27 protein-coding genes and 1 pseudogene are annotated in these 25,044 nt (G+C 67.8%); 11 read left to right on the forward strand and 17 right to left on the reverse strand.

The window, feature by feature from the left end; genetic code table 11:
- The first annotated feature begins 21 nt into the window (after window positions 1-21).
- A complete protein-coding gene (locus G4D77_RS27100) occupies window positions 22-1,056 on the forward strand; it encodes a hypothetical protein (protein WP_154833986.1) in 1,035 nt (344 codons plus the stop codon).
- Here G4D77_RS27100 and G4D77_RS27105 read toward each other — a convergent pair.
- From G4D77_RS27105 to G4D77_RS27140, 8 genes and pseudogenes are all read right to left on the reverse strand, one after another.
- A complete protein-coding gene (locus G4D77_RS27105) occupies window positions 992-1,825 on the reverse strand; it encodes an ABC transporter ATP-binding protein (RefSeq protein ID WP_154833987.1) in 834 nt (277 codons plus the stop codon). The genes G4D77_RS27100 and G4D77_RS27105 overlap by 65 nt on opposite strands.
- A complete protein-coding gene (locus tag G4D77_RS27110) occupies window positions 1,818-2,831 on the reverse strand; it encodes a FecCD family ABC transporter permease (protein ID WP_154833988.1) in 1,014 nt (337 codons plus the stop codon). The genes G4D77_RS27105 and G4D77_RS27110 overlap by 8 nt, the downstream gene beginning before the upstream one ends.
- On the reverse strand, window positions 2,831-3,892 hold the full coding sequence (locus G4D77_RS27115) for an iron ABC transporter substrate-binding protein (RefSeq protein WP_154833989.1): 1,062 nt from the start codon (window positions 3,890-3,892) through the stop codon (window positions 2,831-2,833). Before G4D77_RS27115 ends, G4D77_RS27110 begins: the two co-directional genes overlap by 1 nt.
- 5 nt (window positions 3,893-3,897) lie before the next feature.
- Entirely contained in the window at window positions 3,898-4,449 is a 552-nt protein-coding gene (locus G4D77_RS27120; RefSeq protein WP_016448340.1) for a DUF2478 domain-containing protein, read from the reverse strand.
- A 132-nt stretch (window positions 4,450-4,581) separates the two neighbouring features.
- A pseudogene (locus tag G4D77_RS27125) lies at window positions 4,582-6,636 on the reverse strand (TonB-dependent receptor plug domain-containing protein).
- A gap of 189 nt (window positions 6,637-6,825) precedes the next feature.
- Complete coding sequence (gene mnmC / locus G4D77_RS27130; protein ID WP_154833990.1) at window positions 6,826-8,766, reverse strand: bifunctional tRNA (5-methylaminomethyl-2-thiouridine)(34)-methyltransferase MnmC2/FAD-dependent 5-carboxymethylaminomethyl-2-thiouridine(34) oxidoreductase MnmC1; 1,941 nt, start codon at window positions 8,764-8,766, stop codon at window positions 6,826-6,828.
- Between the two features lie 15 nt (window positions 8,767-8,781).
- Window positions 8,782-9,450: a trimeric intracellular cation channel family protein gene (locus tag G4D77_RS27135; RefSeq protein WP_016453307.1), complete on the reverse strand. Its 669-nt coding sequence runs from the start codon at window positions 9,448-9,450 to the stop codon at window positions 8,782-8,784.
- A gap of 172 nt (window positions 9,451-9,622) precedes the next feature.
- Complete coding sequence (locus tag G4D77_RS27140; RefSeq protein ID WP_012206441.1) at window positions 9,623-9,895, reverse strand: oxidative damage protection protein; 273 nt, start codon at window positions 9,893-9,895, stop codon at window positions 9,623-9,625.
- Window positions 9,896-10,039: 144 nt separating this feature from the next.
- Between G4D77_RS27140 and G4D77_RS27145 the strand changes: the two genes are divergently transcribed.
- The 7 genes from G4D77_RS27145 to G4D77_RS27175 all read left to right on the forward strand — a co-directional run bounded on the left by G4D77_RS27145 (window position 10,040) and on the right by G4D77_RS27175 (window position 16,890).
- Window positions 10,040-11,062, forward strand: coding sequence for a sulfate ABC transporter substrate-binding protein (locus G4D77_RS27145; protein ID WP_012206440.1), 1,023 nt, complete (start codon window positions 10,040-10,042; stop codon window positions 11,060-11,062).
- Window positions 11,063-11,481: 419 nt separating this feature from the next.
- The gene (locus tag G4D77_RS27150; RefSeq protein ID WP_193615968.1) at window positions 11,482-12,483 is read left to right on the forward strand and encodes a sulfonate ABC transporter substrate-binding protein; all 1,002 of its coding nucleotides are present in this window, start codon (window positions 11,482-11,484) and stop codon (window positions 12,481-12,483) included.
- Window positions 12,484-12,506: 23 nt separating this feature from the next.
- Window positions 12,507-13,562, forward strand: a complete 1,056-nt coding sequence (locus G4D77_RS27155) for an aliphatic sulfonate ABC transporter substrate-binding protein (protein WP_154833991.1) — start codon at window positions 12,507-12,509, stop codon at window positions 13,560-13,562.
- A gap of 38 nt (window positions 13,563-13,600) precedes the next feature.
- Window positions 13,601-14,761, forward strand: a complete 1,161-nt coding sequence (gene ssuD / locus G4D77_RS27160; RefSeq protein ID WP_133072954.1) for an FMNH2-dependent alkanesulfonate monooxygenase — start codon at window positions 13,601-13,603, stop codon at window positions 14,759-14,761.
- Between the two features lie 11 nt (window positions 14,762-14,772).
- Window positions 14,773-15,624: an aliphatic sulfonate ABC transporter permease SsuC gene (ssuC, locus tag G4D77_RS27165; RefSeq protein ID WP_012206436.1), complete on the forward strand. Its 852-nt coding sequence runs from the start codon at window positions 14,773-14,775 to the stop codon at window positions 15,622-15,624.
- Between the two features lie 15 nt (window positions 15,625-15,639).
- Window positions 15,640-16,620, forward strand: coding sequence for an ATP-binding cassette domain-containing protein (locus G4D77_RS27170; protein WP_047218081.1), 981 nt, complete (start codon window positions 15,640-15,642; stop codon window positions 16,618-16,620).
- A 54-nt stretch (window positions 16,621-16,674) separates the two neighbouring features.
- Window positions 16,675-16,890 carry a TOBE domain-containing protein gene (locus G4D77_RS27175; RefSeq protein WP_012206434.1) on the forward strand — a complete coding sequence of 72 codons (216 nt, stop codon included), beginning with the start codon at window positions 16,675-16,677 and terminating at the stop codon, window positions 16,888-16,890.
- A gap of 41 nt (window positions 16,891-16,931) precedes the next feature.
- Here the strand turns inward: G4D77_RS27175 and G4D77_RS27180 are convergent, their stop codons facing one another.
- The 4 genes from G4D77_RS27180 to G4D77_RS27195 are packed head-to-tail and all read right to left on the reverse strand — an operon-like array spanning window position 16,932 to window position 19,267.
- Window positions 16,932-17,411 (reverse strand): DUF2269 family protein, encoded by a 480-nt coding sequence (locus G4D77_RS27180; protein ID WP_012206433.1) that lies wholly within the window; start codon window positions 17,409-17,411, stop codon window positions 16,932-16,934.
- On the reverse strand, window positions 17,408-17,812 hold the full coding sequence (locus G4D77_RS27185) for a DoxX-like family protein (RefSeq protein ID WP_133072957.1): 405 nt from the start codon (window positions 17,810-17,812) through the stop codon (window positions 17,408-17,410). The genes G4D77_RS27180 and G4D77_RS27185 overlap by 4 nt, the downstream gene beginning before the upstream one ends.
- The gene (locus G4D77_RS27190; protein WP_133072958.1) at window positions 17,805-18,674 is read right to left on the reverse strand and encodes an NAD-dependent epimerase/dehydratase family protein; all 870 of its coding nucleotides are present in this window, start codon (window positions 18,672-18,674) and stop codon (window positions 17,805-17,807) included. The genes G4D77_RS27185 and G4D77_RS27190 overlap by 8 nt, the downstream gene beginning before the upstream one ends.
- Window positions 18,675-18,712: 38 nt before the next feature.
- Window positions 18,713-19,267 (reverse strand): GbsR/MarR family transcriptional regulator, encoded by a 555-nt coding sequence (locus G4D77_RS27195; RefSeq protein WP_034364559.1) that lies wholly within the window; start codon window positions 19,265-19,267, stop codon window positions 18,713-18,715.
- Between the two features lie 186 nt (window positions 19,268-19,453).
- On the opposite strand from G4D77_RS27195, the gene G4D77_RS27200 reads away from it, so the two are divergent.
- Window positions 19,454-19,771, forward strand: coding sequence for a hypothetical protein (locus G4D77_RS27200; RefSeq protein WP_154833992.1), 318 nt, complete (start codon window positions 19,454-19,456; stop codon window positions 19,769-19,771).
- Between the two features lie 76 nt (window positions 19,772-19,847).
- Window positions 19,848-21,320: a 23S rRNA (uracil(1939)-C(5))-methyltransferase RlmD gene (gene rlmD / locus G4D77_RS27205; RefSeq protein ID WP_154833993.1), complete on the forward strand. Its 1,473-nt coding sequence runs from the start codon at window positions 19,848-19,850 to the stop codon at window positions 21,318-21,320.
- A gap of 88 nt (window positions 21,321-21,408) precedes the next feature.
- Here the strand turns inward: rlmD and G4D77_RS27210 are convergent, their stop codons facing one another.
- Window positions 21,409-21,837 (reverse strand): hypothetical protein, encoded by a 429-nt coding sequence (locus G4D77_RS27210; RefSeq protein ID WP_016448327.1) that lies wholly within the window; start codon window positions 21,835-21,837, stop codon window positions 21,409-21,411.
- A 68-nt stretch (window positions 21,838-21,905) separates the two neighbouring features.
- The gene (locus tag G4D77_RS27215) at window positions 21,906-22,598 is read right to left on the reverse strand and encodes a Bax inhibitor-1/YccA family protein (protein ID WP_012206426.1); all 693 of its coding nucleotides are present in this window, start codon (window positions 22,596-22,598) and stop codon (window positions 21,906-21,908) included.
- 190 nt (window positions 22,599-22,788) lie between these two features.
- Here G4D77_RS27215 and G4D77_RS27220 point away from each other — a divergent pair, with 190 nt between their 5' ends.
- On the forward strand, window positions 22,789-23,196 hold the full coding sequence (locus G4D77_RS27220; RefSeq protein ID WP_017405970.1) for a GlcG/HbpS family heme-binding protein: 408 nt from the start codon (window positions 22,789-22,791) through the stop codon (window positions 23,194-23,196).
- A gap of 265 nt (window positions 23,197-23,461) precedes the next feature.
- Here the strand turns inward: G4D77_RS27220 and G4D77_RS27225 are convergent, their stop codons facing one another.
- The 3 genes from G4D77_RS27225 to G4D77_RS27235 form a co-directional block, all read right to left on the reverse strand.
- Window positions 23,462-23,683 (reverse strand): hemin uptake protein HemP, encoded by a 222-nt coding sequence (locus tag G4D77_RS27225; protein ID WP_016448325.1) that lies wholly within the window; start codon window positions 23,681-23,683, stop codon window positions 23,462-23,464.
- A gap of 212 nt (window positions 23,684-23,895) precedes the next feature.
- Window positions 23,896-24,309, reverse strand: a complete 414-nt coding sequence (locus G4D77_RS27230) for an ExbD/TolR family protein (RefSeq protein WP_016448324.1) — start codon at window positions 24,307-24,309, stop codon at window positions 23,896-23,898.
- Between the two features lie 3 nt (window positions 24,310-24,312).
- Window positions 24,313-25,035 (reverse strand): MotA/TolQ/ExbB proton channel family protein, encoded by a 723-nt coding sequence (locus G4D77_RS27235; RefSeq protein ID WP_016448323.1) that lies wholly within the window; start codon window positions 25,033-25,035, stop codon window positions 24,313-24,315.
- Window positions 25,036-25,044: the final 9 nt, after the last annotated feature.

Below are 25,044 nucleotides of genomic sequence, written 5' to 3' on the forward strand. Positions count from 1 at the left end.
GGCCAGAGGGAGGATTTCAGAATGCGAAACCGCTTGGTTGCCATCGGGCTGTCCTTGGCATTGGCAACTGCTGCTCAGTCGCAGGCCCAGCAGCCGGCACAGCCGCCGTCTCCGTTGTCAGCAACGCACACAGCTGACGCGCCTGAACCCGACGAATCCGCACGGGAATCAGCCTGGGATGCGTATCTGCACCGCGTGGCGGCGCAGTTGGCCGGTTCCGGCAGCGGGCGCGATCTGGCCTTTGCGGCCATCCTGATCAATCTGTCGCCCCGCGACAAAAGCGCTGTCAGCCAGGCCGAGGGCTGGCGCCAGGACGCGCTGGAGCGGGCAGGGCAGGATGCGCTGGCCTATCAACTGCTGGCCTCCAAGGCCCCTGAGGACGAAGGCGAAGTGCGCTCCGAGGCTGCCCGCCGCTGGCTGGCGCTGGAGCCCAGCAATTTCTCTGCGCTGATGCAGCAGGCGCTGGGACCGCAGGAACTGCTGGTTGCAGCGCGCGAAAGCCGCTACGCGGACCTGCACATGTATGACGGCGTGCGCTGGATGCAGTCCGCTTTGCTGCGCCATCCGCCCACGGCACAGGAGCTGCAGGCGCTGGGTGGCAGTCCGAACTACCGGCTCGAGGAAGGCGCGGTGATCACTGCAATAGGTATCTGGACAGCCTTTCCCTTGACGGGCTACAAGGCGCTGCTGGATACCTGCAAACCCGAAGCGATGGGCAAAACCCCGGCGCGCGAGGCCGACTGCCTGCATGTAGCCCACCTGCTGACGCAGCGCTCATCGACCGTGCTGGACGAGGGCTTTGGGCTGGCGATTCAACGCCGGCTGGCCAAAACCCCGACCGAGCGCGCCGCGGCCCAGGCCCGGCGCCGCCAGTTGGAGTGGCTGATGCAAGCGTCCGCCCCGCTCGGCATGCAGGACGGAGGAACCCGGTTTGCCCGGCTGCTGGCCGATCCTTCCATCCACAGCGAGCAGCAATTGCTGCAGCGCTTGCTCAAGGATGCAGGCCGGCCCTTGACGCCGCCGCCGTGTTGGAAGTGGCGCCCGCCCAGACCTTAGGGATTGCCGGCAGCCGCGCCGCCACCGCCGCCTCGCTCACCCCATAGAGCGCAGCCAGCGCGGCCGGTGTCGCCACCTGCGCCGCCGCACCGCAGGCCTGCAGGCCGCCGCGGCCCAGCAGGGCGATGCGGTCGGCCACCTGCAGCGCATGCTCGGGCTGGTGGGTGGACAGCAGCACGGCCATGCCGCGTGCACGCAGCGCGGCAATCTGGTCCAGCACGCGGATCTGGTTGCCGAAGTCCAGGCTGGCCGTGGGCTCGTCCATGACCAGCAGCGCGGGCTCCTGGGCCAGGGCGCGTGCGATCAGCACCAGCTGGCGCTCGCCGCCGCTCAGCTCGGTATAGGGGCGCAGCGCCAAATGGGCGATGCCCAACTGCTCCAGGCAGCCCAGCGCCAGGGCACGGTCGGCACTTGAAGGCCGGGCCAGCGCAGGCAGGCGCGCGGCACGGCCCATGAGCACCATGTCCAGCGCTTCGAAGCCGAAGACGCCGGCCTGAGCCTGGGGCACATAGCCCACGCGCCGCGCAAACTCGGCACGCGGCCAGCTGTGCACGGGCTGGCCCTGCACGCGCACCTCTCCGGCCAGCGGCGCCAGCAGGCCCAGCACGGTGCGGAACAGCGTGGTCTTGCCGCAGCCGTTGGGGCCCAGCAGGCACAGCACCTCGCCTGCGGCAATGGCCAAGTCCAGCCCCTGGCTGACGCGCCGGCGCCCATGGCCCGTGGCCAGGGCCAGCGTCTGCAGCACGGGCGCCGTCGGCATTTCAGTCATTGCGGCCCGTGCGCGACAGCAGGTAGAGGAAGAAAGGCGCGCCGACCAGGGCCGTGAGAATGCCCAGCGGCAGCTCGATGCGTGCCGCACTGCGCGCCAGGGTGTCGGCCGCCACCACGAAGCCCGCGCCCAGCAGCGCCGAGGCCGGCAGCAGGCGCACGAAATTGGGGCCGACCAGCAGGCGCGCCACATGCGGCACCACCAGCCCCACCCAGCCGACGATGCCGGCCAGCGATACGGCCGCCGCCGTGCCCAGCGTGGCACAGGCCACCAGCAGCAGGCGCAGGCGTGCCACGGGCACGCCCAGGGCCAGCGCCTCCTCGTCAGGCAGGCCCAGCAGGTTGATGCGCCAGCGCAGCAGCATCAGGGGCAGCAGGGCGCACAGCATCACGGGTGCCGTGGCACCCAGCTCGGGCAGGGTCACGGCGCTCAGGCCGCCCATGAGCCAGAAGGTGATGGATGGCAGCTGCGTATTGGGGTCGGCCAGCGTCTTGACCAGGGCGATGCCCGCGCCCAGCAGCGCGCCCAGCGCAATGCCGGCCAGCACCAGGACCAGCACCGGGTCATGGCGGCGCACGCTGGTGCTGATGGCCACCACCACGGCCACGGCGGCCAGCCCGCCACCAAAGGCCAGGGCCTGCACGGCCGCCATGGACCAGCCCAGGAAGATGCCCAGCACCGCGCCCAGGCCGGCACCGGCCGAGACGCCCAGGATGTCGGGCGAGACCAGCGGGTTGCGGAACATGCCCTGGTAGGCCGCGCCTGCCGCCGCCAGCGTGGCGCCCACGGCCAGGCCTGCGGCGATGCGCGGCAGGCGGATGTTCCAGAGCACGGTCTCGGCGCTGGCGGACAAGGGCGAGGCAGTGCCCGTGGCGCGCGCCAGCAGCGACTGCCACAGCTGCTGCGGCGCGATGGAGAACTGACCCGCCGCCAGCGCCCCCAGCAGCACGGCGGCCAGCAAGGCTAGTGCGAGCACCCACCCCATGCGGCGGCCTGTGGCAGGCATCAACGCGCAGTCTCCATCAGCCTGCCCAGCGCTGTGGGCGACAGGTCGGCACCGTAGAACAGGCGGTAGAAGTCGCGCACCTCGCGTTCCAACGGCGGCAGTCCCTGCAGGGCCGGCGCCTGCGGGTGGAGCTTTTCCAGCAGCCAGCGCACACCGATCAGCCGGTTGACGCCGGGCGGACCATCCAGCCAGCCGAAGGGCCAGACCGGCGCGCAGTGCACGCGGCCCGAGCGCACGGCGGCTACGCCGCGCCACAGCGGGTCCTGGCGCATGCGCTCGGCAAGGCCGGGTTCCTGCGTGACGATGACCTGCGGGTCCCAGGCCAGGATCTGCTCCATGGACACGCGCGTGAGCCCGCCACGCCCTGCATCGGCGGCCACATTGCACCCGCCCGCATATTCGACGGCTTCCACATTGATGGAGCCCGCCAGCCCTGTCTCCAAGCCGTTGGCGCTGCGCGCGAAATACACGCGCGGGCGCTCGGCCGGTGCCATGCCCTGGGTGGAACGCTGCGCCAGCGCCGCCACGGCATCGGCATGGCGGGCCAGGGTTTCGCCACGTGCGGCCTCGCCCAGCAGGGCGCCGACCTCGCGCAACTGGCGTGCGTGGTCGGCCAGCGAGCCCTGGATCAGCGCGCAGGGCAGGCCGGTCTGGCGCGCCAGCCGCTCGGTGGCCGAGATATAGGTGGCATCGGCCGTGCCGGCGTCCAGCACCAGGTCGGGCTGCAGCTTCAGCAGCGACTCCAGCGGCATGGTGCTGCCGCGCCCGGACAGGCGGCCCAGATGCGGCAGCGCCTGCAGTGTGGGCCCCAGATAGGCGCGCGAGACATCGTCCAGCTGCTGGGGCCAGCCCAGCAGCTTGTGCGGTGCCAGCGTGGCCACCAGCACGCCTGCAGGCGGGCCGGCGGCAAACACCCGGCGCAGTTTGGTCGCGTCCGGTATCTGGCCTATGCGCGCGGCAATGGTCGTGGTCTGGGCATGGCCGGGAACAAGAGCCGATGAGGCCAGCGCCGCCATGGCCTGGCCCAGCCAGCGGCGGCGGGTGAACAGAAGATCGGTCATGAAAGTCAGGGGATGGGGCTGGCGCAGCCACGGCGCTCAAGCTGTGCCTGGCACCATTGCTCTATCTGCACCTCATCGGCTGCCAGCTCGGCATGCAGGCTGCCGGTGTACCTGCGCCAGTCTTCAAGATGGCGGGCCGCGACGGCCGTGAGCACGGGCGTGCCGGCCTCGACAAAGGCCGCGAATTCGGCGGCAAAGCCTTGCCCCGAGGCCTCGACGATGCCGAAGCGGTTGATCACCACCAGATCCACGCCATCGTCCAGCGCCTGGCGCAGCACGGCGCTGGCCTGGGCCAGGGCCTGGGGGTTGAGACTGCAGGCGCGCGAGGCGCAGCCCAGGTCCTGGGACAGCTCGAATTGGCGGTCACTGCGCAGGTCGAACAGCTGCATACGCTTGTTGCCGTTGGCATAGCGGTCCTGGCGATGCACCAGACCGCCCACCCGCCAGCCCGCGCCTTGCAGGCGGCGTGCCACGCGTTCGAGCAGCAGCTCCATTGCATGCTCGTCGTCGGGATGGACCAGGGCGGCCAGGGGCAGGGTGGTGAAGGGCGGGTTCATGGCATGCAGGTTGATGCGTATCAATGGGGCTGTTGTACTCCTGCCCGACCCCGGTGTCGTTGACCATGGGCAGCTTGGCTGGACCCGGAGCGCAGGCAGGCGTGGGCGGGCGCTTCGCGCCAGGTCCGCTCCTCAGAAGCGATAGCCCAGGTTGACATACCAGCTGCGGCCCGGCATGGGCAGGCCGTCATCGAACTGGTGCCACTTGTCGCCGATATTGGCCACGCCAAAGTCCACGGTGATGTCGCTGCGCGGCTTGTAGCGTGCGCGCAGGTTGGCAATGCCGTAGCCGGGCAGCTTGAGCGTCTGCAGCTGGCCGCTGCCCGACACCGGAACGTAGCGGCCCTTCTCGGTCTCGACCTCGGCATTGAATTCCCACTGCGCCAGCGGACGCCACTGAACGCCGGCCAGCAGGCGGTGGCGTGGCGTGTGGGTCAGCGTGATGCTGGAGTCGCTGGTGTTGCGGCGGTTCAGGTAGGTGTAGCCGGCGTTCACGCCCCATTGCGCGGACAGTTGCTGGGCCAGGGACAGCTCCATGCCGATGTTGCGCGTGCGCCCCACGTTCTGCGCCTGGTTGCAGGTGGTGCCGCCGCATTCGGCAGAGGCCAGGACCACGGTCTGGATCTGGTTGCGCACGCGGCTGTAGAAGAGCGCGGCCTGGCCCTGGCCGCCCTGCCAGGGCGAGCCGCTGACGCCCAGCTCCAGGTGGTTGGCCGTCTCGGGCTGCAGGTCGGGGTTGGCCAGGGCCGTGCCCATGCGTGCCGAGTAGCGGTCCTTGATGGTGGGAAAGCGCGTCTTGTGCGAGGCGATGAAATACGCCTCGCTGCCGCCGCCCAGCGCATAGCCGAGCTTGGCCACGCCATTGGTGGCGCTGGCCGAGCCCGTGGGCCACTGGTAGGCCTCGCGCGCATTGCGCTGGTCGTGGCTGAGCGCCAGGTTCAGGCTCCAGCGCTCGGCCAGGGAGATCGTGTCCTCGACCACCAGCGAGCGCGTCACGTCGCGGTAGTGCTTGCTGGGGTCCTTGGCCGAGGCGGCATCGGTGTGCTCGTCGATCTTGTAGTGCGCGCCCAGGCGCAGCGCATGGCCCTTGAAACTGTAGTTGGCCCACTCGATGCTGGCGCCCTGGCTCACGTCCTTGTAGCTGCTGGTGGGGTCATGGCGCGTGTAGCTCGCGTCCGTGTACATGTCCAGGCCGTTTTGGTAGGTGTCGTGGTAGATGCGCGTCTTGAGCAGGTTGTCGGCATTGATGCGCGTGGTGCTCAGGAAGTACACGCTGTCCTTGTCCCAATAGGGCCAGCGTCAGTAGCGGATGACGTTCTTGCCCGTGGCGCTGCCGGTATACACGGGGTTGCCCTTCTTGCCTTCCTGGCGCACATAGCCCAGCGCGTATTCGTCCGTGGCATTGGGCGTGAGGCCCAGCTTGAACGACAGCCGCCTGTCCGTGCGGTAGGCGTTGTCGCGGTAGTTGCCCGTGTCGGTGGGCTGCTTCTTGAAGTCCTTGAAGCCCTTGGGCAGCGGAAAACTGTCCGCGTCCAGGTAGGAGGCGCCAAGCTGGTAGTACCAGGTGCCCAGGTTGCCGCCCAGGTTCACGGCGGCCTTGCGTTCGCCGCCTGCGCCTGCGCCGATGCGCGCATCGCCCTCGAAGGATTTGACCGGCTTGCGCGTGACCAGGTTGATGGCGCCGCCCAGCGTATTGGGGCCATACATCAGCGAGGCGCCAGCCTTGGCCACGCGGATCTCGGACAGGTCGAACGTGGTGAAGCGGCCGAAGTCCACATAGCCGTCATAGGGCACGTACAGCGGCACGCCATCCACGAAGACCGGCACCTGGCGCGGATCGAAGCCGCGCAGGTAGATCATTTCCTCGTTGCGATTGTTGCGCGACAGCGTGGCGCCCGGCAGCAGGCGCACGGCGTCGGCCACGGTGTCTGCATTGCGCCGGCGCATCTCGGCGGCGTCCGTTCGTTGTTCATCGTTAGATATGGCGCCGCGCTCTTCACGATCATCGCGCACATCGACCGTGCCCAGCTGGAAGGTCTGCGAAGACTGTGCTGCGGACGTGCCCGATTGGGCTTGTGCCTGGGTGCTGGCGGCCAGTCCCGCAAGCAGCAGGGCGTGGGCCAGCGTGGATTGCAGGCGGAAGGCAGGGGAGGAGGCTGGGGCGCTGTAGCGGGGTTGGAGGGGCACGATTTTCGGTTGTTGTGTGGGTGGACGCGGAGCGGCTGGTTGTTTCCTTTTGAAAACAGGTTCCGGATTCTAGCGATATGCACTAACAAACATAACGAGTGACAAAAAACCGTCTGCGGGAAGACTCGGGTTTTCTTTCAGGCCGTTGTGTGAATGCCGGGCCGTTCAGCGGCCGGGCGGTTCAGCGGCTCAGCGCCTGCGGCCCAGGCGTTCGCTGGCCAGGGCAGCCGCCAGCCTGGCATCCAGGGGCAGCGGTTCGTCGTGCAGGCGTGCTGCCAGCAGCTCGCCGCACAGCAGCGACAGCGTGAGCCCGCGCGAGCCCATGGCCGTCAGCGCCCACAGGCCAGGAGCCTGATCGGACACCGGTCCGACCACGGGCAGCCGGTCTGGCGAGGCCACGCGCACGGCGCCCCAGGTGGCGCGCGGTGGCGCGTCGAAGAAGCCTTGCAGGCCCTGGTAGGCACGTGGCAGCAGCTGCGCCAGCTTGGCGCCATTGGCTGCATGGGCAGCGGCCTGGTCTCCGGGGCTGGGCGGCAGCGCGGTCTGGTCGCGCTCGAAGGTCGATCCCATGACCCAGCCTGGCCCGGCTGCATCGCCGGGCAGCGGCATGGCAGGCACCAGGTTGCCATGGCCGTTGACGGGAAAGGGCGGCATGGCCTGTGCGCTGGCCGGGGTGTGCACATCCCAGCTGACCTGGCCGCGAATGGGCTGCAGCGGCCAGGCGGCCTGCGCACCCAGGCTGTGCTCCAGCAGCGCATTGGTTGCGGGGCCCAGTGCGAGAACGACCAGTTCAGCCTCGGCCAGCAGATTGCCCTGTGCATCCAGGGCCTGCCAGACGGGCGCGCCACCGGCTGTGTCGGTGCGTGCAAGACGCGCCACGCAGGCGCGGCCCTGCCAGCGCACGCCCGGCAGCGCCAGTTGCGCCTGCACCAGCCGCGCCGGGCGTACCCAGCCAGCTTGCGCATGCCAGCAGGCCGGGGCGTCGGCGGGCAGGCCGGCCGCCGAGAGTTGATCGGCGCTTGCGGGCCGGCTCCAGTGGTCGCCCGGGCCGGGGGATTGCCAGTCGCGCGGCAGCCGCGGGGCGGCCTCTACGCCGTGCTCCAGCACGCCGGTATCGCACCAGTCCGTGCCCGGTTGCAGCAGGCCCTGGCCGGAGAGCATTTGCAGCTGCGCCAGGGTCAGGCGTGCGCCGTCGCGGCTCAGGCGGGACAGCAGGCTGTCATCGGGCGAGACATGGGGGCAGAACAGGCCCGCGGGCAGGGCCGAGGCGCCCGCTGCAGGCGCGTCGGCAGCATCCAGCACGGTGACCTGCCAGCCACGGCGCGACAGGCTGGCGGCGGCGGCCGCACCGGCGATGCCTGCACCCAGCACCATGCAGCGCCGTGGGGTGATGGGTTCCTGCGGCTGTGCACCCGGCCCGCGCGGCCCGCGCGGTTGCCAGGCCGGGTCGAAGACGGCATGCAGGTTGTGGCGCTTGGGTGGGACGCCATCGACCTTGCGCACCTGAAAGCCGTGCTGTGCCAGGCCATCGCGCACCGTGCGCGCCACGCACCAGGTGGACAGCTGCGTGCCGCGCCGGCAATGGCGCGCCAGCGCGCGCAGGGTATCGGCGCTCCAGAGGTCGGGGTTGAGTTCCGGCGTGAAGCCGTCCAGGTAGATGCTGTCGGCCGTGAGCTGCTGGCGCCGCAGCATGGCCTGGGCATCGCCGATGTACAGCGTCAGCAGCACGCGCCCCTGCTCGAAGGCGAGGCGGTGCACGCCGGGCAGCAGGCCCTGGAACCGGGTGGCCAGCTCCTCGGCCAGCAGGCGCAATCCTGGCTCGCGCGGCATGGCCTGGCGCATGGCGTCGGCGCTGACGGGAAAGGCTTCGGCCGAGACGAAATGCAGCAGCCTCGGGCGCCGGGGATCGGTCTTCCAGGCTTCCCAGGCCACGAGGAAATTCAGCCCGAACCCGAAACCGGTCTCCAGGATGCGCCATTGCGGCGCATCGGCCCAGGCCGCCGGCAGGCCGCAGCCGCCCAGAAAGACGTGGCGGGCCTGGTCCAGGCCGCCGAGTTCGCTGTGGTAGCGGTCGCCGAAGCGCGGGCTGTAGGGCGTGCCATCGGGCAGCCAGTCAATGCGTTCGGACATGGGCAAGGGGCAGAACTACTCCTCCCAGCGCTGCTGGTAGGAGAACACGGGCAGGCGCCACTTGAAGCGGATGGCGGCCAGGCGCAGCGTGAGTCCGCCGGCAAAGCAGACGACGGTGCTGAGGTTGGAGCCCACGTCCAGCGTGCGCAGCCCCAGGAACAGCAGGCACACGGCCAGGGACACGCTGGCGTACAGCTCGCGCCGGAAGACGACCGGCACCTGGTTGCACAGCACGTCGCGCAGAATGCCGCCGCTGATGCCGGTCAGCATGCCCGACATCACCACCACCACGGGCGGGTAGCCCAGCTCCAGCGCCACGTTGCAGCCGATCAGCGAGAAGGCGATCAGCCCCATGGCGTCCAGCAGCAGAAAGACCTGCTTGAGATGGTGCATGTGGCGCGCCACGACGATCGTCAGCAGCCCGGCCGAGATGACCAGGTAGACATATTCAGGGTGCTGCGTCCAGCCGATGGGGTAGTGGCCCAGCACCATGTCGCGGATGGTGCCGCCGCCCAGCGCGGTGACGAAGGCGATCACGGCCACGCCGAAGATGTCCATGTTGCGCCGGCCCGCCGCCAGCGCGCCCGACATGGCTTCGGCCGTGATGGCCACGAGGTAGATCACCAGCATGACGGTGAACTGCGATGCCTGGAACGATTCCAGCAGGGAGACGGATGGAAGCACGGAAAACCTCGGATGAAGACCGGCCCGCGCCGCAGGGTGTGCGGCCACTGCGCCGTCCAGCGCAAGAAGGCGGGCATTGTAGGCGGTCTCTGGGCGGCGGCCGTTTGCGGCACCGCAAATGAAACCGCCCCCGGCGCGGTGCGACGGGGGCGGTGAAAGGGCACGAAGCGGCTCAGGCCGTAGGAGGCACGTAGCCGGCCGCCGCATCGGCGCCGCCGCCGAAGAAGTGGTTTTCCATCTGGCGGGCCAGGTACTGGCGGGCGCGTGCGTCGGCCAGGTTCAGGCGGTTTTCGTTGACCAGCATCGTCTGGTGCTTGAGCCAGTCGGCCCAGGCCTGCTTGCTCACGCCTTCAAAAATGCGCTTGCCCAGCTCGCCGGGGTAGGGCGGGAAATCCAGGCCTTCAGCGTCAACGCCAAGCTTGATGCAGTGAACGGTACGTGCCATGGGGAATTGAGTCCTTGTCTTGCAGAGATTCAGATGTTTTGGGAATAACAAACTGAAATCTTATTGGTTTGAGTTTTAAGAGTTGGCTTTGAGAATGCTTTCCACGGCACCAGACCGTCGTCTCCACTCTCTACCGACACTCCAATGAAAATTCGCCGCCACTTTATCAAGTTTCCTGTCGCCGCCGGCCTGATCGCGGGCTTGACCCTGTCGGCTCTGCCGGCGTTGGCCCAGTCGGTGCAACTGCTCAATGTCTCCTACGATCCGACGCGCGAGCTGTACGTGGAATACAACCAGGCCTTCGCCAAGCACTGGAAGGCCAAGAGCGGCCAGGACGTGAGCGTCAAGCAGTCGCATGGCGGCTCGGGCAAGCAGGCGCGTTCGATCATCGACGGCATCGACGCCGACGTGGCCACGCTGGCGCTGGCCGGCGACATCGACGCCCTGGTCAAGAACGGCAACCTGCTCAAGGCCGACTGGCAAAAGCGCCTGCCGCACAACTCGGCGCCCTACAGCTCCACCATCGTCTTCCTGGTGAAGAAGGGCAATCCCAAGAACCTCAAGGACTGGGACGACCTGGTCAAGCCCGGCGTGCAGGTGATCACGCCCAACCCCAAGACCAGCGGCGGTGCGCGCTGGAACTACCTGGCCGCCTGGGAATTCGCCAAGCGCAAGTACGGCGGCGACGCACAGGCCAAGGACTTCATCGGCAAGCTGTTCAAGAACGTGCCCGTGCTGGACACGGGCGCGCGCGGCGCCACCATCACCTTCGTGCAGCGCGGCGTGGGCGATGTGCTGCTGGCCTGGGAGAACGAGGCCTTCCTGGCGCTCAAGGAGTTCGGTCCCGACAAGTTCCAGATCGTCGTGCCTTCGCTGTCCATCCTGGCCGAGCCTTCGGTGGCCGTGGTCGACAAGGTCGTGGACAAGAAGGGCACGCGCGCCGTGGCAGAGGAGTACCTGAAGTACCTGTACTCCGAGGAAGGCCAGCGCATCGCCGGCCGCAACTACTACCGTCCCACCGATGCCAAGGTCAAGGCCGAGTTCGCGGACAAGTTCCCCAAGCTGGAGCTGGTCACCATCGACCAGGCGTTTGGCGGCTGGGCCAAGGCCGACAAGGACCACTTTGCCGACGGCGGCAGCTTCGACCAGATCTACACCAAGAAGTGAGTGCGGCGCGCCGGCCCGGCCGGCGCCCACCCACTGAATTCACCCGCTTTCCCAGACCCCTGCCAACCCCCACGATCCGCCATGTCCATCTTGCTGACTTCCCGCCACTCTTTGCAGGCCCCGCGCCGCACGGCGCAGGCAGGCGTGGTGGCATCCAGCTCTTTTCCTCGCTTCGAGACCATGGCCTTCGCCAGCCGGCGATGTAGCACCTGACGACTCCGTGCGGCGCGCCTGCAGGCCTGGCCCTGCAGTCGGCTGCCCCTTGCTCCGCCTTCCCTTTTTTTGTTTTCTGGCTGCATGCCGCGCGCATGCATGGGCAGCGCTTTGCCTGCGCCACGCACCACGCACCACGCACCACGCACCACGCACCACGCACCACGCACCACGCACCACGCACCACTCTTCCAAGGATGTCCGTCATGGTCTCGTTTGATTCTTTCCCCCGACACACAGCCAACTGGCGCCGACGCCAGCTGCTGGGCGCGGGCCTTGCCGCAGCAGCCGCCACGTTGGGCGGCCCGGCCCTGGCCCAGGACAAGGCGGGTGACCGCGTGCTGCGCGTGGGCCACCAAAAGGGCTGGCTGTCCATCCTGAAGAGCCGGGGCACGCTGGAAAAGCGGCTGGCGCCGTTGGGCGTATCCGTGCGCTGGATCGAGTTCAACGCCGGCCCCGTGCAGCTGGAGGCGCTGAACGTGGGCTCCATCGACTTCGGCGATGTGGGCGAGGCCCCGCCCATCTTTGCGCAGGCCGCAGGCGCACCCCTGGTCTATGCGGGCGCCACCGTGCCGCGCCCCGGGCTGGAGGCGGTGATCGTGCCCAAGGACTCGCCCATCCGCAGCGTGCAGGACCTCAAGGGCAAGCGCGTGGCCTACAACAAGGGCTCGAACGTGCAGTACTTCCTGGTCAAGCTGCTGGAAAAGCATGGCTTGAAGTACGGCGATGTGCAGTCCGTCTTCCTGGCGCCGGCCGATGCGCGCGCCGCCTTCGAGCGCGGCTCCGTCGATGCCTGGCTGATCTGGGACCCCTTCCTGGCTGCCGCGCAAAAGACGCTGGACGCCCGCCTGCTGGCCGATGCCACGGGCGTGGTCAACAACCGCGCCTACTACTTCACCTCGCGCGATTTCGCCACGCGCAATGCCGATGTGCTGCGCATTGCCATCGAAGAGGTCGATGGGATTGACCGCTGGGCCTCGAAGAACCAGACGGCCGCTGCCGCCGAGCTGTCCAGCATCCTGGGGCTGGACAAGTCCATCACCGAGCTGTACCTGAGCCGTGCCCGCTTCGGCACCTCGTCCGTGACGCGCGAGATCCTGGCCGAGCAGCAGCAGATCGCCGACACCTTCTTCGAGCTCAAGCTCATCCCCCGCAAGCTCAACCTGCTGCATGCCGCGCCGGTGGACCTGATCGCGTCGCGCCCCTGAGCCCACTGCAAGGAGTCCGCACCATGAATGCCAATTCCAAGAAGCCCCGCCTGGACCGCGTGCGCCGCCAGGCCCTGCAACTGCTGGGCACTACCGCCTTCAGCTGGAGCCTGGCCGGCCAGTACGCACGCGCCGAGACGCCGGCCGCCGTGGCCGGGCCCGAGCAGTTGCGCATCGGCTACCAGAAGTCGGCCGTCAACCTGGTCATCCTCAAGCAGCAGGGCGTGCTGGAAAAGCGCTTTGCGGGCACCAAGGTCAGCTGGCTGGAGTTCCCGGCCGGCCCCCAGCTGCTGGAGGCCCTGGCCGCAGGCAGCCTGGATTTCGGCCTGACCGGCGATTCGCCCCCGGTCTTTGCCCAGGCCGCGGGCCGCGACCTGCTGTACGTGGGCGCCGAGCCGCCCAAGCCCGAGAGCTCGGCCATCCTCGTGCCGTCTGACTCGCCGCTGCGCGCCCTGGCCGACCTCAAGGGCCGGCGCGTGGCGCTGCAAAAAGGCTCCAGCGCCCATTACCTGCTGGTGCGTGCGCTGGACAAGGCGGGCCTGGCCTGGAACGAGATCCAGCCCGTGTACCTGGCCCCGGCCGATGCGCGCGCCGCCTTCGAGCGCAAGAGCGTGGACGCCTGGGCCATCTGGGACCCGTTCTACGCGGCCACCGAGCTGGCGATTCGCCCGCGCGTGCTGGCCAATGGCGAAGGCCTGTCGGGCAACGCCTCGTTCTACCTGGCCGCGCGCGGCCTGGTGGAGCACCATCCGCAGGTGCTGCGCGCGCTGTTCGATGAGCTCACGCGCGCCGATCGCCTGGCCCAGAGCGCACGCCAGGAGGCCGTGGCCCTGGTGGCCGGCTTCAGCGGCCTGGATGCGGCGGTGGTCAGCCGCTTCATTGCGCGCCGGCCCAGCTCCCCCGTGGGCCTGCTGGCTGCGCAGACCGTGGTGGACCAGCAGCGCGTGGCCGATGCATTTTTTCGGCTGGGCCTGATTCCGCGCCAGGTGCAGGTGGCCGACATCGTCTGGCGGCCCTCGGCGGCCGAGTACGCGCGGCTGGCCGAGCCTGCGGCGGCACGGCCTTCTTCCGCCCTTTGATTCCCTTCCTCGATTCCGTCCCCTGACTGGAGCAGCGCATGCAGGTTTTCTGGTTCATTCCCACCCACGGCGACAGCCGCTACCTCGGCACGGCCGAGGGCGCCCGCCCGCTCAGCCACGACTATGTCAAGCAGGTCGCCATCGCGGCCGACAGCCTGGGCTACGAGGGCGTGCTGATTCCCACGGGCCGCTCCTGCGAGGACCCCTGGGTCGTCGCCTCCAGCCTGATTCCGGTCACTAGGCGCCTGAAGTTCCTGGTCGCCGTGCGGCCCGGCCTGCACCAGCCCAGCCTGGCGGCGCGCATGGCGGCCTCGTTCGACCGCCTGTCGGGCGGGCGGCTGCTGATCAACCTGGTCACGGGCGGCGACCGCGCCGAGCTGGAGGGCGACGGCGTCTTCCTCGACCATGCGCAGCGCTACGAGCAATCGGCCGAGTTCATCCGCATCTGGCGCGAGATCCTTGAGCGCAGCCATGAGGGCGGCACGCTCGACTACGAAGGTCAACACCTCTCGGTCAAGGGCGCCAAGCTGTTGTTCCCGCCGCTGCAAAAGCCGTATCCGCCCGTGTACTTCGGCGGTTCGTCCGAGGCCGCGCACGACCTGGCCGCCGAGCAGGTCGATGCCTACCTGACCTGGGGCGAGCCCCCGGCCGAGGTGGCCAAGAAGATTGCCGATGTGCGCGAGAAGGCGGCGCGCCATGGCCGCAGCGTGAAGTTCGGCATCCGCCTGCACGTCATCGTGCGCGAGACCGAGGACGAGGCCTGGGCCGATGCCGATCGCCTGATCAGCCGCCTCAAGGACGAGACCGTGGTCCAGGCCCAGGCCGCCTTCGCGCGCATGGACTCGGAAGGCCAGCGCCGCATGGCCGCCCTGCATGCCGGTGGCAGCCGCCGCACGCGGGCCGAGCTGGAGATCAGCCCCAACCTCTGGGCCGGCGTGGGCCTGGTGCGCGGCGGCGCGGGCACGGCCCTGGTGGGCGATGCGCAGACCGTGGCCGACCGCATCAAGGAGTACGCGGACCTGGGTATAGACACCTTCGTGCTGTCCGGCTATCCGCACCTGGAAGAGGCCTACCGCTTTGCCGAGCTGGTCTTCCCGCTGCTGCCGCTGTCCGTGCGCGACAGGCTGGCTGGCGGCGTGGGCGGGCCGCTGGGCGAGACCGTTGCCAACCTGTACTCGCCGCGCGCGTCGCAAAGCTGAGGGAGTCACGCATGTCCGATGCACGTACCGTTACTGCGCTGCCGGCCTCCTCGGCCCCCCCGGCCGGCGATGCCTGGTCGCCGCTGCTGCGCTTTGCGGCCGGCGTGGGCCGCCGCCTGGTGCCCTGGCTGGTGCCGCTGGCGCTGATCGCCGTCTGGCAGGCCGCCTCGGCGTGGGGCTGGCTGTCCACGCGGGTGCTGCCCGCTCCGCTGGATGTGCTGCGCGCCGCGCAGGCGCTGGCCGAGTCGGGAGAGCTGCTCAAGCATGTGCAGGTGAGCGCGGGCCGCGCGCTGGGTGGCCTGGCCATCGGCGGCGGGCTGGGGCTGGCGCTGGGCCTGCTCACGGGCTCGCTGCGCTGGGCGGAGACGCTGCTGGACTCCACCATCCAGATGGTGCGCAACATCCCCGCGCTGGCGCTGATTCCGCTGGTCATCCTGTGGTTCGGCATCGACGAGAGCGCCAAGCTGTTCCTGATCAGCGTGTCGGTGTTCTTTCCCATCTACCTGAACACCTTCCACGGCATACGCAATGTGGACCCCGCGCTGATCGAGATGGGGCGCAGCTACGGCCTCACGCGCTGGCAGCTGTACCGCGAGGTCATCCTGCCGGGCGCGCTGTCCTCCATCCTGGTGGGCCTGCGTTTTTCGCTGGGCCTGATGTGGGTGATCCTCATCGTGGCCGAGACCATCTCGGCGCAGTCGGGCATCGGCTACCTGACCATGAACGCCCGCGAGTTCCTGCAGACCGACGTGGTGCTGGTCGGCATCCTGCTATACGCCCTGCTGGGCAAGCTGGCCGACTGGTTTGCGCGTGCGCTGGAGCACTGGTGGCTGCGCTGGCATCCGGGCTACCAGCCCAAGTGACACAAGGAGCACGACATGAGCCGATGGAACCGCATGAAGACCACGCTGGCACAGGCCGTGGAGCTGAACACCACCGCGCCGGCGATGGCCTGGGAGGCCTCGTTCGATGCCGATGGCCTGGACGTCAGCGACCGCCTGGCCCAGAACGACGATGCGCCGCAGTCCGCATCCCCCCAATCCGCACCGCGCCGTGGCGTGCGCCTGCAGGCCGGCGGGCTGACCAAGCGCTACGGCCAGCGCGAGGTGCTGCACGAAGTGCAGCTGCAGGTGGAGCCTGGCGAATTCGTCGCCATCGTGGGCCGCAGCGGCTGCGGCAAGAGCACCTTGCTGCGCCTGGTCGCAGGCCTGGAACAGGCCACGGCCGGCACCTTGCTGCTGGACGGCGAGCCCGCCCGCGCCGTGCAGGGCGCGCAGGGCGGCACGCGCATCATGTTCCAGGATGCGCGCCTGCTGCCCTGGCGGCGCGTGCTGGCCAATGTGACGCTGGGCCTGCCCGCCTCGGCCCAGGAACGTGGCCGCGAAGTGCTGGCCCAGGTCGGCCTGGCCGACCGCGAGGGCGAATGGCCGGCGCGCCTGTCTGGCGGCCAGCGCCAGCGCGTGGCCCTGGCGCGCGCCCTGGTGCACCGCCCGCAACTGCTGCTGCTGGACGAGCCGCTGGGCGCGCTCGATGCGCTCACCCGCATAGAGATGCACCGCCTGATCGAAGGCCTGTGGCAGCGCCACGGCTTCACGGCCCTGCTGGTCACGCATGACGTGCAGGAGGCCGTGGCCCTGGCCGACCGCGTGGTGCTGATCGAGGACGGCCGCATCGCGCTGGATGAACGCATCGCCCTGCCGCGGCCGCGCGTGCACGGCAGCGTGGCGCTGGCGGCCATCGAGCAACGCATTCTCGACCGCGTGCTGCAAAAGCCCGCCGCCGAGCCCGACTCCAACCCGCTGACCGACACCACGGCCTGGCCCGGCGTGCCGGCCCATGGCCTGCGCTGGGCGGTCTGACTTTCCGTTTTCCCCCACCTTCCTTTGATTCCTTTTGATCCCCAGGAGAAAAACATGTCCATTCAAGCCATCAACGTGCGCAACCAGTTCAAGGGCCAGGTGCGCGAAATCATCCGTGGCGATGTCGTTTCCGAAGTCGACGTGCAGACGCCCTGGGGCGTGGTCACCTCGGTGATCACCACGCGCTCGGTGGACGAGCTGGGCCTGGTCGTGGGCTCCGACGTGGTGGCCCTGGTCAAGTCCACCGAAGTGTCCATTGCCAAGCTCTGAGGCCAAGCTCTGAGGCCAGGCACTGAAGGCATTGCCGATGCTCAACCGCCCCAGAGCATCGGCTTGTTGACCATCAGGTAATAGGTCACGGCCATGGCGATGAAGGCCGGGTAGCCCAGCGCCTCCCAGCGCCGGGCATAGACGGCATACAGCGCGGGCAGGGCGGCCTGCGCTGCGTGCGCGCCGCGCGCCATGGCGGCCATGCGCACCTGCAGCCAGACCACGGGCAGCCAGCAGGCGCCGGCCAGCAGGTACAGGCCCAGCGACAGTGCCAGCCACGGCGTGGTCAACGGCCAGCCCGCCATGTGGGCCAGGGCAATGCCGCTCACAGGCTGTATGACCACGCAGGGCGTGGTGAACCACCAGTCCGCACGCACCACCAGGCGGCTGACCACGGCCTGGGCAGCGACGCTGCCGCTGCGGTTGGCGAAGAACATGTAGAAGGCCGAGCCCAGGCCGGTGCCGACCAGCAGCACGCTGGACGCGATATGCAGCGTCTTGAGCAACAGGTAGAGATTCATGCAGACTCCTTGGACGTGACGGGCGCCGACATCAGGTGCAGCAGCATGGCTGCGATCGGCAGGTTCTTGAGCAGCGGCCCCAGCGGATGCAGCCACAGCGTGGGCTGCAGCGCCGTGGCCAGCACGGTCATGGCAGCCATCAGCAGCAAGGCCGCCAGATAGCTCTTGCGGCCGGGCAGGAGCCACAGCGCCAGGCCCACGGCCAGGTCGGCAAGCAGGCCGCTCCAGATCAGGAACGTCTGCCAGCGCGCATCGTGAATGCCGGCATCGGCCAGCACCTGCACGCTCAGGCCCCGGTGCTCGATGGCACTGACCAGGGCCGTGCCCAGCCAGACGGCGATCAGGCTGAGGTGCATGGCTCGCTGTGAAGGGGGAACCTGGCGCAGGCGGTGTTCACCCATGGCGCAGCGTGGCCAGCAAATGGGCGGGCGCGATGCCGGGCCGGCCCAGCAGGCCTTGCAATCCGGCCGGATCGGTGACGTTGTCGCTGGCCAGCATGGCCAGTGTCTCGCTGCACCAGGGCGAGGCGCTGACCCAGTCGCCAGCGCGTGCGCTGGCGCGGGTGAGCCAGCCGGGCAGCGTGCCCACGCGGGCGGGGGCGCGGCCCATCTGCGCGCGCAGGCTGGCAATCAGCGCGGCCAGCGGCAAGGGCAGGGGGCCGCCGATCTCGATCATGCCCACGGGCTCGGGGCGCGTCACCAGGCCGGCCACGGCCTCGGCCAGGTCGCGCACGGCCACGGGCTGCACGCGGGCCTGCAGCACGGGGCGCGGCAGCAGCAGCGCCGGCAGGCGCGCCATGGACAGGAACATCTCGCTGCTGGCGCCGCCAGCGCCGAACACCACGCTGGGGCGGACCACGCAGCCTTGCAGATGGCCGGCTGCTGTGAGTGCCAGCAGATGCTCGTCAGCGGCGCGCTTGGTGGTGGCGTAGCGCGTGGCACTGCCTTCTATGCCCAGGGCAGAGATCTGCACCACGCGCCGCACGCCGGCCGCCGCGCAGGCATCGAACAGGGCGATGGGGGCCTGGGCGTGCATGGCATCGATGGGCCGGGAGGCGCTGTCGCGCAGCACGCCCACGGCATTGACCACGGCGTCCACGCCCGCCAGGTGCGGCAGCCAGGCGTCGGGCGTGGTGGCCTTGGCGTAGTCGAGCGCAGGCAGTGAATGGCGGCTGCGCGCCACGGGGTCGTGGCCGGCCAGTGCCAGCAGGTTGACGATATGGCGGCCGATGAAGCCGTTGCCGCCGCAGACCAGAATGCGCATGGTGACCTCCAGTTTCTCTTGTGACGGAAATTTCAGGCTCAGCGTCCGCGCTTGACACGGGTGTCAGCGGCCTCGGAGCGCACGAAGCGCTGCACGCTGGCGCCCAGGCGCAGGAGCTTGTCCAGCGTGGAGGGCGACAGCCGCAGCATCTCGTCGGTCCAGATGCCCAGCGACTCCATGAGGCGCAGCGTCTCGTGCACGCGGTCCTGGGTGTCGGGGGATTCGGCATCGAAACCGGGCTCGGCGATCAGTTCGCGCAGCATCTCCGAGGTCGGGTCGAACTCGCGCTGCTTGCGCTCTCGCACGATGGTGCGCAGCAGCTCCCAGACATCGGACGAGGTCTCGAAGTAGTCGCGGCGATCGCCGGGCCTGCGGCTGGTGCGGATCAGCTCCCAGTCCTGCAGTTCCTTGAGGCTGTTGCTCACGTTGGAGCGAGCGGCGCCCAGCGTGCCGGCAATCTCTTCCGCGTTGAGCGGGCGGCCATGGAAGAACAGCAGGGCGTGGATCTGGGCGACCGTGCGGTTCACCCCCCAGGAGCTGCCCATGTCGCCCCAATGGTGGATGAAACGGTGTGCGATGGGACTCAGTTGCATGGCCTCAGTGTCTGCAGGCCTGAAATTTCTGTCAAGAGAGAAATTTGAGAAAGCTGAAAATCAAAACCGGCTGCAGTGCGGAGGCGGCACCTGGCGGGGCGCGGCATGTGCTGCTCCATAATGCTGGGCAGCCTGGCCTGCCACCCAGTACATACACAGGCGGGCCGCCGTTTTGAGGGGAACACCATGACTGCTGTGCAAAACCTGCGTGCCATCACCGTGCTGGTCGCCTGCGCGCTGGCGCAGGCTGCGTCTGCCGCCTGCTATTCCGTCTACACGCCCGAGCAGGAGCTGATCTACCGCTCCAACCGCCCGCCGGTGGACCTGACCTTGCCGCTGCACCAGACCGTGGACAAGATCGAGCGCGGCGCCACCATGGTGTTCACGCTGGACGAGTTCAACTGCATCACCGAAATCAACCTGCTGGCCGAACGCGAGCAACTGGCCCGGGCGCGCCAGGAGCGGCAGCGGGACCTGGGCCGCAGCAGCACTCCGCGGTCCTGAGAGGCAAAAGCGAGTTGGGGGCTTTTTTGGGGGGCCGCCACCAGGGCAATCGGAGAGCCTGAGACAATCTGGCCCCATGAGTGAACCCCGCGACAACAAGATCCCCGACAACCTGCCCGAAGCCGACGACGACGCCCCTGCACTGCCCGAAGGCTGGCTGCAGGTGCTGTCCATGGATATGGACGCCCAGGGCGTGGCCCGCAAGAGCGATGGCAAGGTGGTATTCATCGACGGCGCACTGCCGACCGAGCTGGTCAGCGCCAATACCCATCGCAAGAAAAACAACTGGGAAGCCGCCAGCCTGACGGCCATCCACCGCGAATCCTCCCAGCGCGTGCGCCCCGGCTGCCCCAACTTCGGCTTGCATGCCGGCGCCTGCGGCGGCTGCAAGATGCAGCATCTGCACGTCGCTGCCCAGGTGGCCATCAAGCAGCGCGTGCTGGAGGACAACCTCTGGCATCTGGCCAAGGTCAGGCCCGAGACGCTGCTGCGCCCCATCGAAGGTCCGTCCTGGGGCTACCGCTTCCGCTCGCGCCTGTCGGTGCGCTACGTGGCCAAGAAGGGCAAGGTGCTGGTGGGCTTTCACGAGCGCAAGAGCCGCTACATCGCCGACATGGAGACCTGCAAGGTCCTGCCACCCCATGTGGATGCCATGCTGCTGCCCATGCGCGCGCTGATCGCCTCCATGGATGCGCGCGAAACCTGCCCGCAGATCGAGGTCGCCTGCGGCGACTCCGTCACGGCCCTGGTGCTGCGCCACCTGGAGCCGCTGTCCGAGGACGATCAGGCCCGGCTCCGCGCTTTCGCGGCCGAGCACAACGTGCAGTGGTGGCTTCAACCCAAGGGCCCGGACACCGTGCACCTTATGGAGCAGGGAGGCGCCCAGCTCGATTACGGCCTGCCTGATTTCGGCATCACCATGCCGTTCAAGCCCACGGACTTCACCCAGGTCAATCCGCACATCAACCGCGTGCTGGTCACGCGCGCGCTGCGCTTGCTGGATGTCAAGAAGGATGAGCGCGTGATCGACTGGTTCTGCGGTCTGGGCAACTTCACCCTGCCCCTGGCCACGCAGGCGCGCGAGGTGCTGGGCATCGAGGGCAGCGACACCCTGGTCAAGCGCTCCCATGAAAACTACGCGGCCAACAACGCGCAGCGGGCGGAAGGCGACAAGCTCGCGCCCACGCGCTTTGTGGCGCGCAACCTGTTCGAGATGACGCCCGAGATGCTGTTCGCCGACGGCGTCGCCGGCAAGTGGCTGGTCGATCCGCCGCGCGAAGGAGCGTTTGCGCTGTCCAAGGCCCTGGCCGACATCCACCAGGCGCGCATCGGCGCCGAAGGCGCCGAGCCCCTGCCGGCAGGGCATGAGGACTGGCGCTTTCCAGAGCGCATCGTTTATGTCAGCTGCAATCCCGCCACGCTGGCACGCGATGCCGGTTTGCTGGTGCACCTGGCCGGCTATCACTGTGTTTCGGCCGGCGTGGTCAACATGTTCCCGCACACGGCCCATGTGGAGAGCATGGCGGTGTTCGAGCGTCGCGTGGACTGACGGCGGCCCCGCAGGCCCTGCATGAAAAAGCCGTGGCCGCCTGAGGGCGCCACGGCTTTTTTGCGGCCGGATCCGGATGCCTGCCGGATCAGCTGCGATTGCGTCCTGCCGAAGGCTCGGCAGGCACATCTTCCTTGTCGCTGCGGCGGCGGTCACTCTGGCCCAGGACCGAAGGCGTGCCCTCGATCTTGTTGGCGCGCATGTACTCGTCCATATCCTTCCAGCCTGCGAACACCAGGGCCTTGGGCGATTTGGGGTTGAGCGTGTAGCAATCCTCCAGCCCGCGCAGGGCATGGCGGCAGGCCCCGCCAATGGCCTTGGCCTCGGCCTCCTTGGCGACGGCGCGGGGGTCCGGCCCCAGGCCCGGAATATCATCCAGCTTGCAGCCGGCAAGCAGCGTGGGCAGCAGCAGGATGGCGAAGGTGCGGGGAAGATTAGGCATGGTCATCTTGACGAGATTATCGGCACGACCCGGAAAAAGTTGAGCCCGCCTTGCACGAATGATGATCCCGGACATGCAAAAGGCCTCCCGAAGGAGGCCTTTGGTGTTGCAGCACGCAAGGCGCAGCCTTGGCGCGTGCGGCATCAGTCGCGTTCGCCGCCCATGATGCCCAGCAGGGCCAGCAGGCTCTGGAACACGTTGAACAGGTCCAGGTACAGGGCCAGCGTGGCGCTGATGTAGTTGGTCTCGCCGCCGTCCATGATCTGCTTGAGGTCATAGAGCATGTAGGCGCTGAAGATGCCGATGGCCGCCACCGAGATCGCCATCATGCCGGCCGTGGAGCCGATGAAGACGTTGATGATGGAGCCCACGAACAGCACCAGCACGCCCACGAACAGGAACTTGCCCATGCCCGACAGGTCGCGCTTGATCACCGTGGCCAGCGAGGCCATGACCAGGAACACGCCGGCCGTGCCTGCAAAGGCGGTCATGATCAGCTCGGAGCCGTTCTTGAAGCCCAGGATCATGCCGATCATGCGCGACAGCATCAGGCCCATGAAGAAGGTAAAGCCCAGCAGCACGGGAATGCCGGCTGCCGAGTGCTTTGTCTTCTCGATGGCGAACATGAAGCCGAAGGCGCCGCCCAGGAAGACGATGAGCCCCAGACCGCCGCTCAGCGAGCGCGTGATGCCCGTGGCCACGCCCAGCCAAGCGCCCAGCACGGTGGGGAGAAGACTCAGGGCCAGCAGCCAGTAGGTGTTGCGCAATACGCGATTGCGCTCTTGCTGCGAGACACCGTAGCCCGCAGAGCCCAGTGTGGTGACTTGATCATTCATGTGGCCAGTCCTCCGAAGGAGTGTTGTTGCGACTTGCCCATTCTAGGTGGCGGCTCGCGCGCCGCTTGCAATACCCCGAGCCGCTGCCATGGTTTGGTTTCGAATGTTTTGTTCTGCGCATGCATTGTCAGTCCTCATACGATTGCTATGCTTATAGGACATTTGTGATGGAATGGATAACTGCAATCTTATGAAGACCAAGCATGAACTCGAACTGGCCGACGTGAAGGCCATTGCCGCCGCCGCAGAGGCCGAGGCGCTGAAGAACAAGTGGGCCGTGACCATTGCCATCGTCGATGACGGCGGTCACCTGCTGTGGCTGCAGCGCCTCGATGGCGCCGCCGCAGTCTCGGCCCATATCGCTCCGTCCAAGGCCCGTTCGGCTGCCCTGGGCCGCCGCGACACCAAGGGCTATGAAGACATGATCAACAACGGCCGTACGGCCTTCCTGAGCGCCCCCACGGTGGACGGCCTGCTCGAAGGCGGCGTGGCCATCATGAAGGACGGCCAGTGCCTGGGCGCCGTGGGCGTCAGCGGCGTCAAGGCCAATGAGGATGCCCAGGTGGCCAGCGCCGGCATTGCGGCTCTGGGTCTGTAAAAGCCCCTGATGCACCCTGCATGAATCTGCCTTTTGGGCCGATTCATGAGGCAAAGAAAAAGCCCCTGTACTGAGGTACAGGGGCTTTTTCTTTGAAGCGATCCACATTGCAGCGCAGGGAAAAAATGCTTGGCTACGCAAAATCCGAAGATTCTGTTGGCTGGCTAATCGACCTTTGGGACTGGAAGCCCCAAGGTCGCCCCACGATGAAACAAAGAAGCGGTCAGCGGACCCGAACATGACCCGCCGACGGCTGCAATCTTGGTTATTTGGTCAGGATGAGCTTGCCCAGCTTGGTGGCCTGCAGACGATAGGGTGTGCCGTTGTGCACGATGGTCACAGCCTTTTGCCCATTGAGCAGCAAGGTGCTGTCGAGTCCGCTGGCGGCCCCGCTGAGGGCTGCGGATGCTGCGGCCTGCAGCGCTGCAAAGGCCTGGGCTGTGGAGTTGCCGGACAGATGCGAGGTGGCGGCGGAAGTGGCAGACATGCAGGGAATTCCTCAAAAATTGGAAAGTTTTGTGAATGATAACAATTCTCAATTGAAAATCAAGTGAGACTTACTCTCATTGTGGTTTCTGCCCCCGAACGACCGAACGCCTGATCACCTCGCGAGCTTGTTCCAAGAGCGGGCCGCAATGGAAAACGGCCCCGAAGGGCCGTTGTCGCTGAGCGCCAGGCAACGAATGCCGCTCTCGCGGCCTACTTGACGGGGTCCGTCACAAAGCCGATCTTGCGCACGCCGGCACGCTGGGCGGCGGCCATGGCCTGGGCAACACGCTCGTAGCGCACTTCCTTGTCGCCCTGGATGTGCAGGTCGGGTTGCGGCTCCTTGGCTGCCTCGGCCTTGAGGTTTTCCTCGAACTGCGTATCGCTCACGGCCACGCCATTCCAGTGGTACTGGCCATCAGCGGACACGGCCAGGCGCACGGTGGCGGGCTTGACGTCTTCGGGCTGGTTGGTGGCGCGGGGCAGGTCCACGTTCACCGAATGCTTCATCACCGGCACGGTGATGATGAAGATGATCAGAAGCACCAGCATGACGTCGACCAGCGGCGTCATGTTGATCTCGTTCATCACCTCTTCGCCGTCATCATCCATTGTTCCGAATGCCATGGCTTACGCGCCTTTCTTCAGCGGCAGCACATTGCCGGCTTCCTTGCCGTCGATGGACACACGGGCGCCGGTCACGAAGTAGGCGTGCATGTCGTGGGCAAAGCTGTTGAGTGCGTTGAGGATGGACTTGTTGCCACGCACCACGGCGTTGTAGCCGAGCACGGCCGGAATGGCCACGGCCAGACCCAGGGCCGTCATGATCAGCGCCTCGCCGATGGGGCCTGCCACCTTGTCGATGGAGGACTGGCCCGACAGGCCGATGGCGACCAGTGCGTGGTAGATGCCCCAGACGGTGCCGAACAGGCCGATGAAGGGAGCTGTAGAGCCCACGGAGGCCAGAATGGCCAGGCCCGATTGCAGGCGGGCCGTGAACTCGCTGATGCCGTTGCGCATGCAGCGGGTCACCCAGTCGCTGATGTCAAGCGTGTCGTGCAGGTGGGCGCTGGTCTTGCGGTGGTGGGCAGTGGCTTCGCGGCCTTCGAGCACCAGGTAGCGGAAGGGGTTGGACCGGTCATTGCCGAGCTTTTCCAGGCCGCTGGCCAGGTCGGGGCTGTGCCAGAAGTCCTGGGCGTTGCGGGCGTACTTCTTGAACTTCACGATGTCCAGGGCCTTGATGATCATCACCAGCCAAGAGGCCACCGACATGGCCAGCAGGATGACGGCGACGGCACGGGTGACGAAGTCTCCCTGCGTCCAGACGTGGGCAATGCCGAATTGGGAATCCATGGATACTCC

It is taken from the genome of Delftia sp. WY8, from assembly GCF_018437695.1.
In the GTDB taxonomy this organism is placed as follows: Bacteria; Pseudomonadota; Gammaproteobacteria; order Burkholderiales; family Burkholderiaceae_C; genus Comamonas; species Comamonas tsuruhatensis.

What these genes read in the sequence shown, in the direction of transcription:
- G4D77_RS27200 (WP_154833992.1), top strand. Translation starts at nt 19,454, where the DNA reads ATGACTGCTGTGCAAAACCTGCGTGCCATCACCGTGCTGGTCGCCTGC.
- rlmD (WP_154833993.1), top strand. Translation starts at nt 19,848, where the DNA reads ATGAGTGAACCCCGCGACAACAAGATCCCCGACAACCTGCCCGAAGCC.
- ssuD (WP_133072954.1), top strand. Translation starts at nt 13,601, where the DNA reads ATGCAGGTTTTCTGGTTCATTCCCACCCACGGCGACAGCCGCTACCTC.
- G4D77_RS27220 (WP_017405970.1), top strand. Translation starts at nt 22,789, where the DNA reads ATGAAGACCAAGCATGAACTCGAACTGGCCGACGTGAAGGCCATTGCC.
- G4D77_RS27145 (WP_012206440.1), top strand. Translation starts at nt 10,040, where the DNA reads ATGAAAATTCGCCGCCACTTTATCAAGTTTCCTGTCGCCGCCGGCCTG.
- G4D77_RS27215 (WP_012206426.1), bottom strand. Translation starts at nt 22,598, where the DNA reads ATGAATGATCAAGTCACCACACTGGGCTCTGCGGGCTACGGTGTCTCG.
- G4D77_RS27185 (WP_133072957.1), bottom strand. Translation starts at nt 17,812, where the DNA reads ATGGGTGAACACCGCCTGCGCCAGGTTCCCCCTTCACAGCGAGCCATG.
- mnmC (WP_154833990.1), bottom strand. Translation starts at nt 8,766, where the DNA reads ATGTCCGAACGCATTGACTGGCTGCCCGATGGCACGCCCTACAGCCCG.
- G4D77_RS27210 (WP_016448327.1), bottom strand. Translation starts at nt 21,837, where the DNA reads ATGTCCGGGATCATCATTCGTGCAAGGCGGGCTCAACTTTTTCCGGGT.
- G4D77_RS27235 (WP_016448323.1), bottom strand. Translation starts at nt 25,035, where the DNA reads ATGGATTCCCAATTCGGCATTGCCCACGTCTGGACGCAGGGAGACTTC.
- G4D77_RS27230 (WP_016448324.1), bottom strand. Translation starts at nt 24,309, where the DNA reads ATGGCATTCGGAACAATGGATGATGACGGCGAAGAGGTGATGAACGAG.
- G4D77_RS27225 (WP_016448325.1), bottom strand. Translation starts at nt 23,683, where the DNA reads ATGTCTGCCACTTCCGCCGCCACCTCGCATCTGTCCGGCAACTCCACA.
- ssuC (WP_012206436.1), top strand. Translation starts at nt 14,773, where the DNA reads ATGTCCGATGCACGTACCGTTACTGCGCTGCCGGCCTCCTCGGCCCCC.
- G4D77_RS27110 (WP_154833988.1), bottom strand. Translation starts at nt 2,831, where the DNA reads ATGCCTGCCACAGGCCGCCGCATGGGGTGGGTGCTCGCACTAGCCTTG.
- G4D77_RS27115 (WP_154833989.1), bottom strand. Translation starts at nt 3,892, where the DNA reads ATGACCGATCTTCTGTTCACCCGCCGCCGCTGGCTGGGCCAGGCCATG.
- G4D77_RS27105 (WP_154833987.1), bottom strand. Translation starts at nt 1,825, where the DNA reads ATGACTGAAATGCCGACGGCGCCCGTGCTGCAGACGCTGGCCCTGGCC.
- G4D77_RS27170 (WP_047218081.1), top strand. Translation starts at nt 15,640, where the DNA reads ATGAGCCGATGGAACCGCATGAAGACCACGCTGGCACAGGCCGTGGAG.
- G4D77_RS27155 (WP_154833991.1), top strand. Translation starts at nt 12,507, where the DNA reads ATGAATGCCAATTCCAAGAAGCCCCGCCTGGACCGCGTGCGCCGCCAG.
- G4D77_RS27120 (WP_016448340.1), bottom strand. Translation starts at nt 4,449, where the DNA reads ATGAACCCGCCCTTCACCACCCTGCCCCTGGCCGCCCTGGTCCATCCC.
- G4D77_RS27180 (WP_012206433.1), bottom strand. Translation starts at nt 17,411, where the DNA reads ATGAATCTCTACCTGTTGCTCAAGACGCTGCATATCGCGTCCAGCGTG.
- G4D77_RS27195 (WP_034364559.1), bottom strand. Translation starts at nt 19,267, where the DNA reads ATGCAACTGAGTCCCATCGCACACCGTTTCATCCACCATTGGGGCGAC.
- G4D77_RS27150 (WP_193615968.1), top strand. Translation starts at nt 11,482, where the DNA reads ATGGTCTCGTTTGATTCTTTCCCCCGACACACAGCCAACTGGCGCCGA.
- G4D77_RS27100 (WP_154833986.1), top strand. Translation starts at nt 22, where the DNA reads ATGCGAAACCGCTTGGTTGCCATCGGGCTGTCCTTGGCATTGGCAACT.
- G4D77_RS27190 (WP_133072958.1), bottom strand. Translation starts at nt 18,674, where the DNA reads ATGCGCATTCTGGTCTGCGGCGGCAACGGCTTCATCGGCCGCCATATC.
- G4D77_RS27175 (WP_012206434.1), top strand. Translation starts at nt 16,675, where the DNA reads ATGTCCATTCAAGCCATCAACGTGCGCAACCAGTTCAAGGGCCAGGTG.
- G4D77_RS27140 (WP_012206441.1), bottom strand. Translation starts at nt 9,895, where the DNA reads ATGGCACGTACCGTTCACTGCATCAAGCTTGGCGTTGACGCTGAAGGC.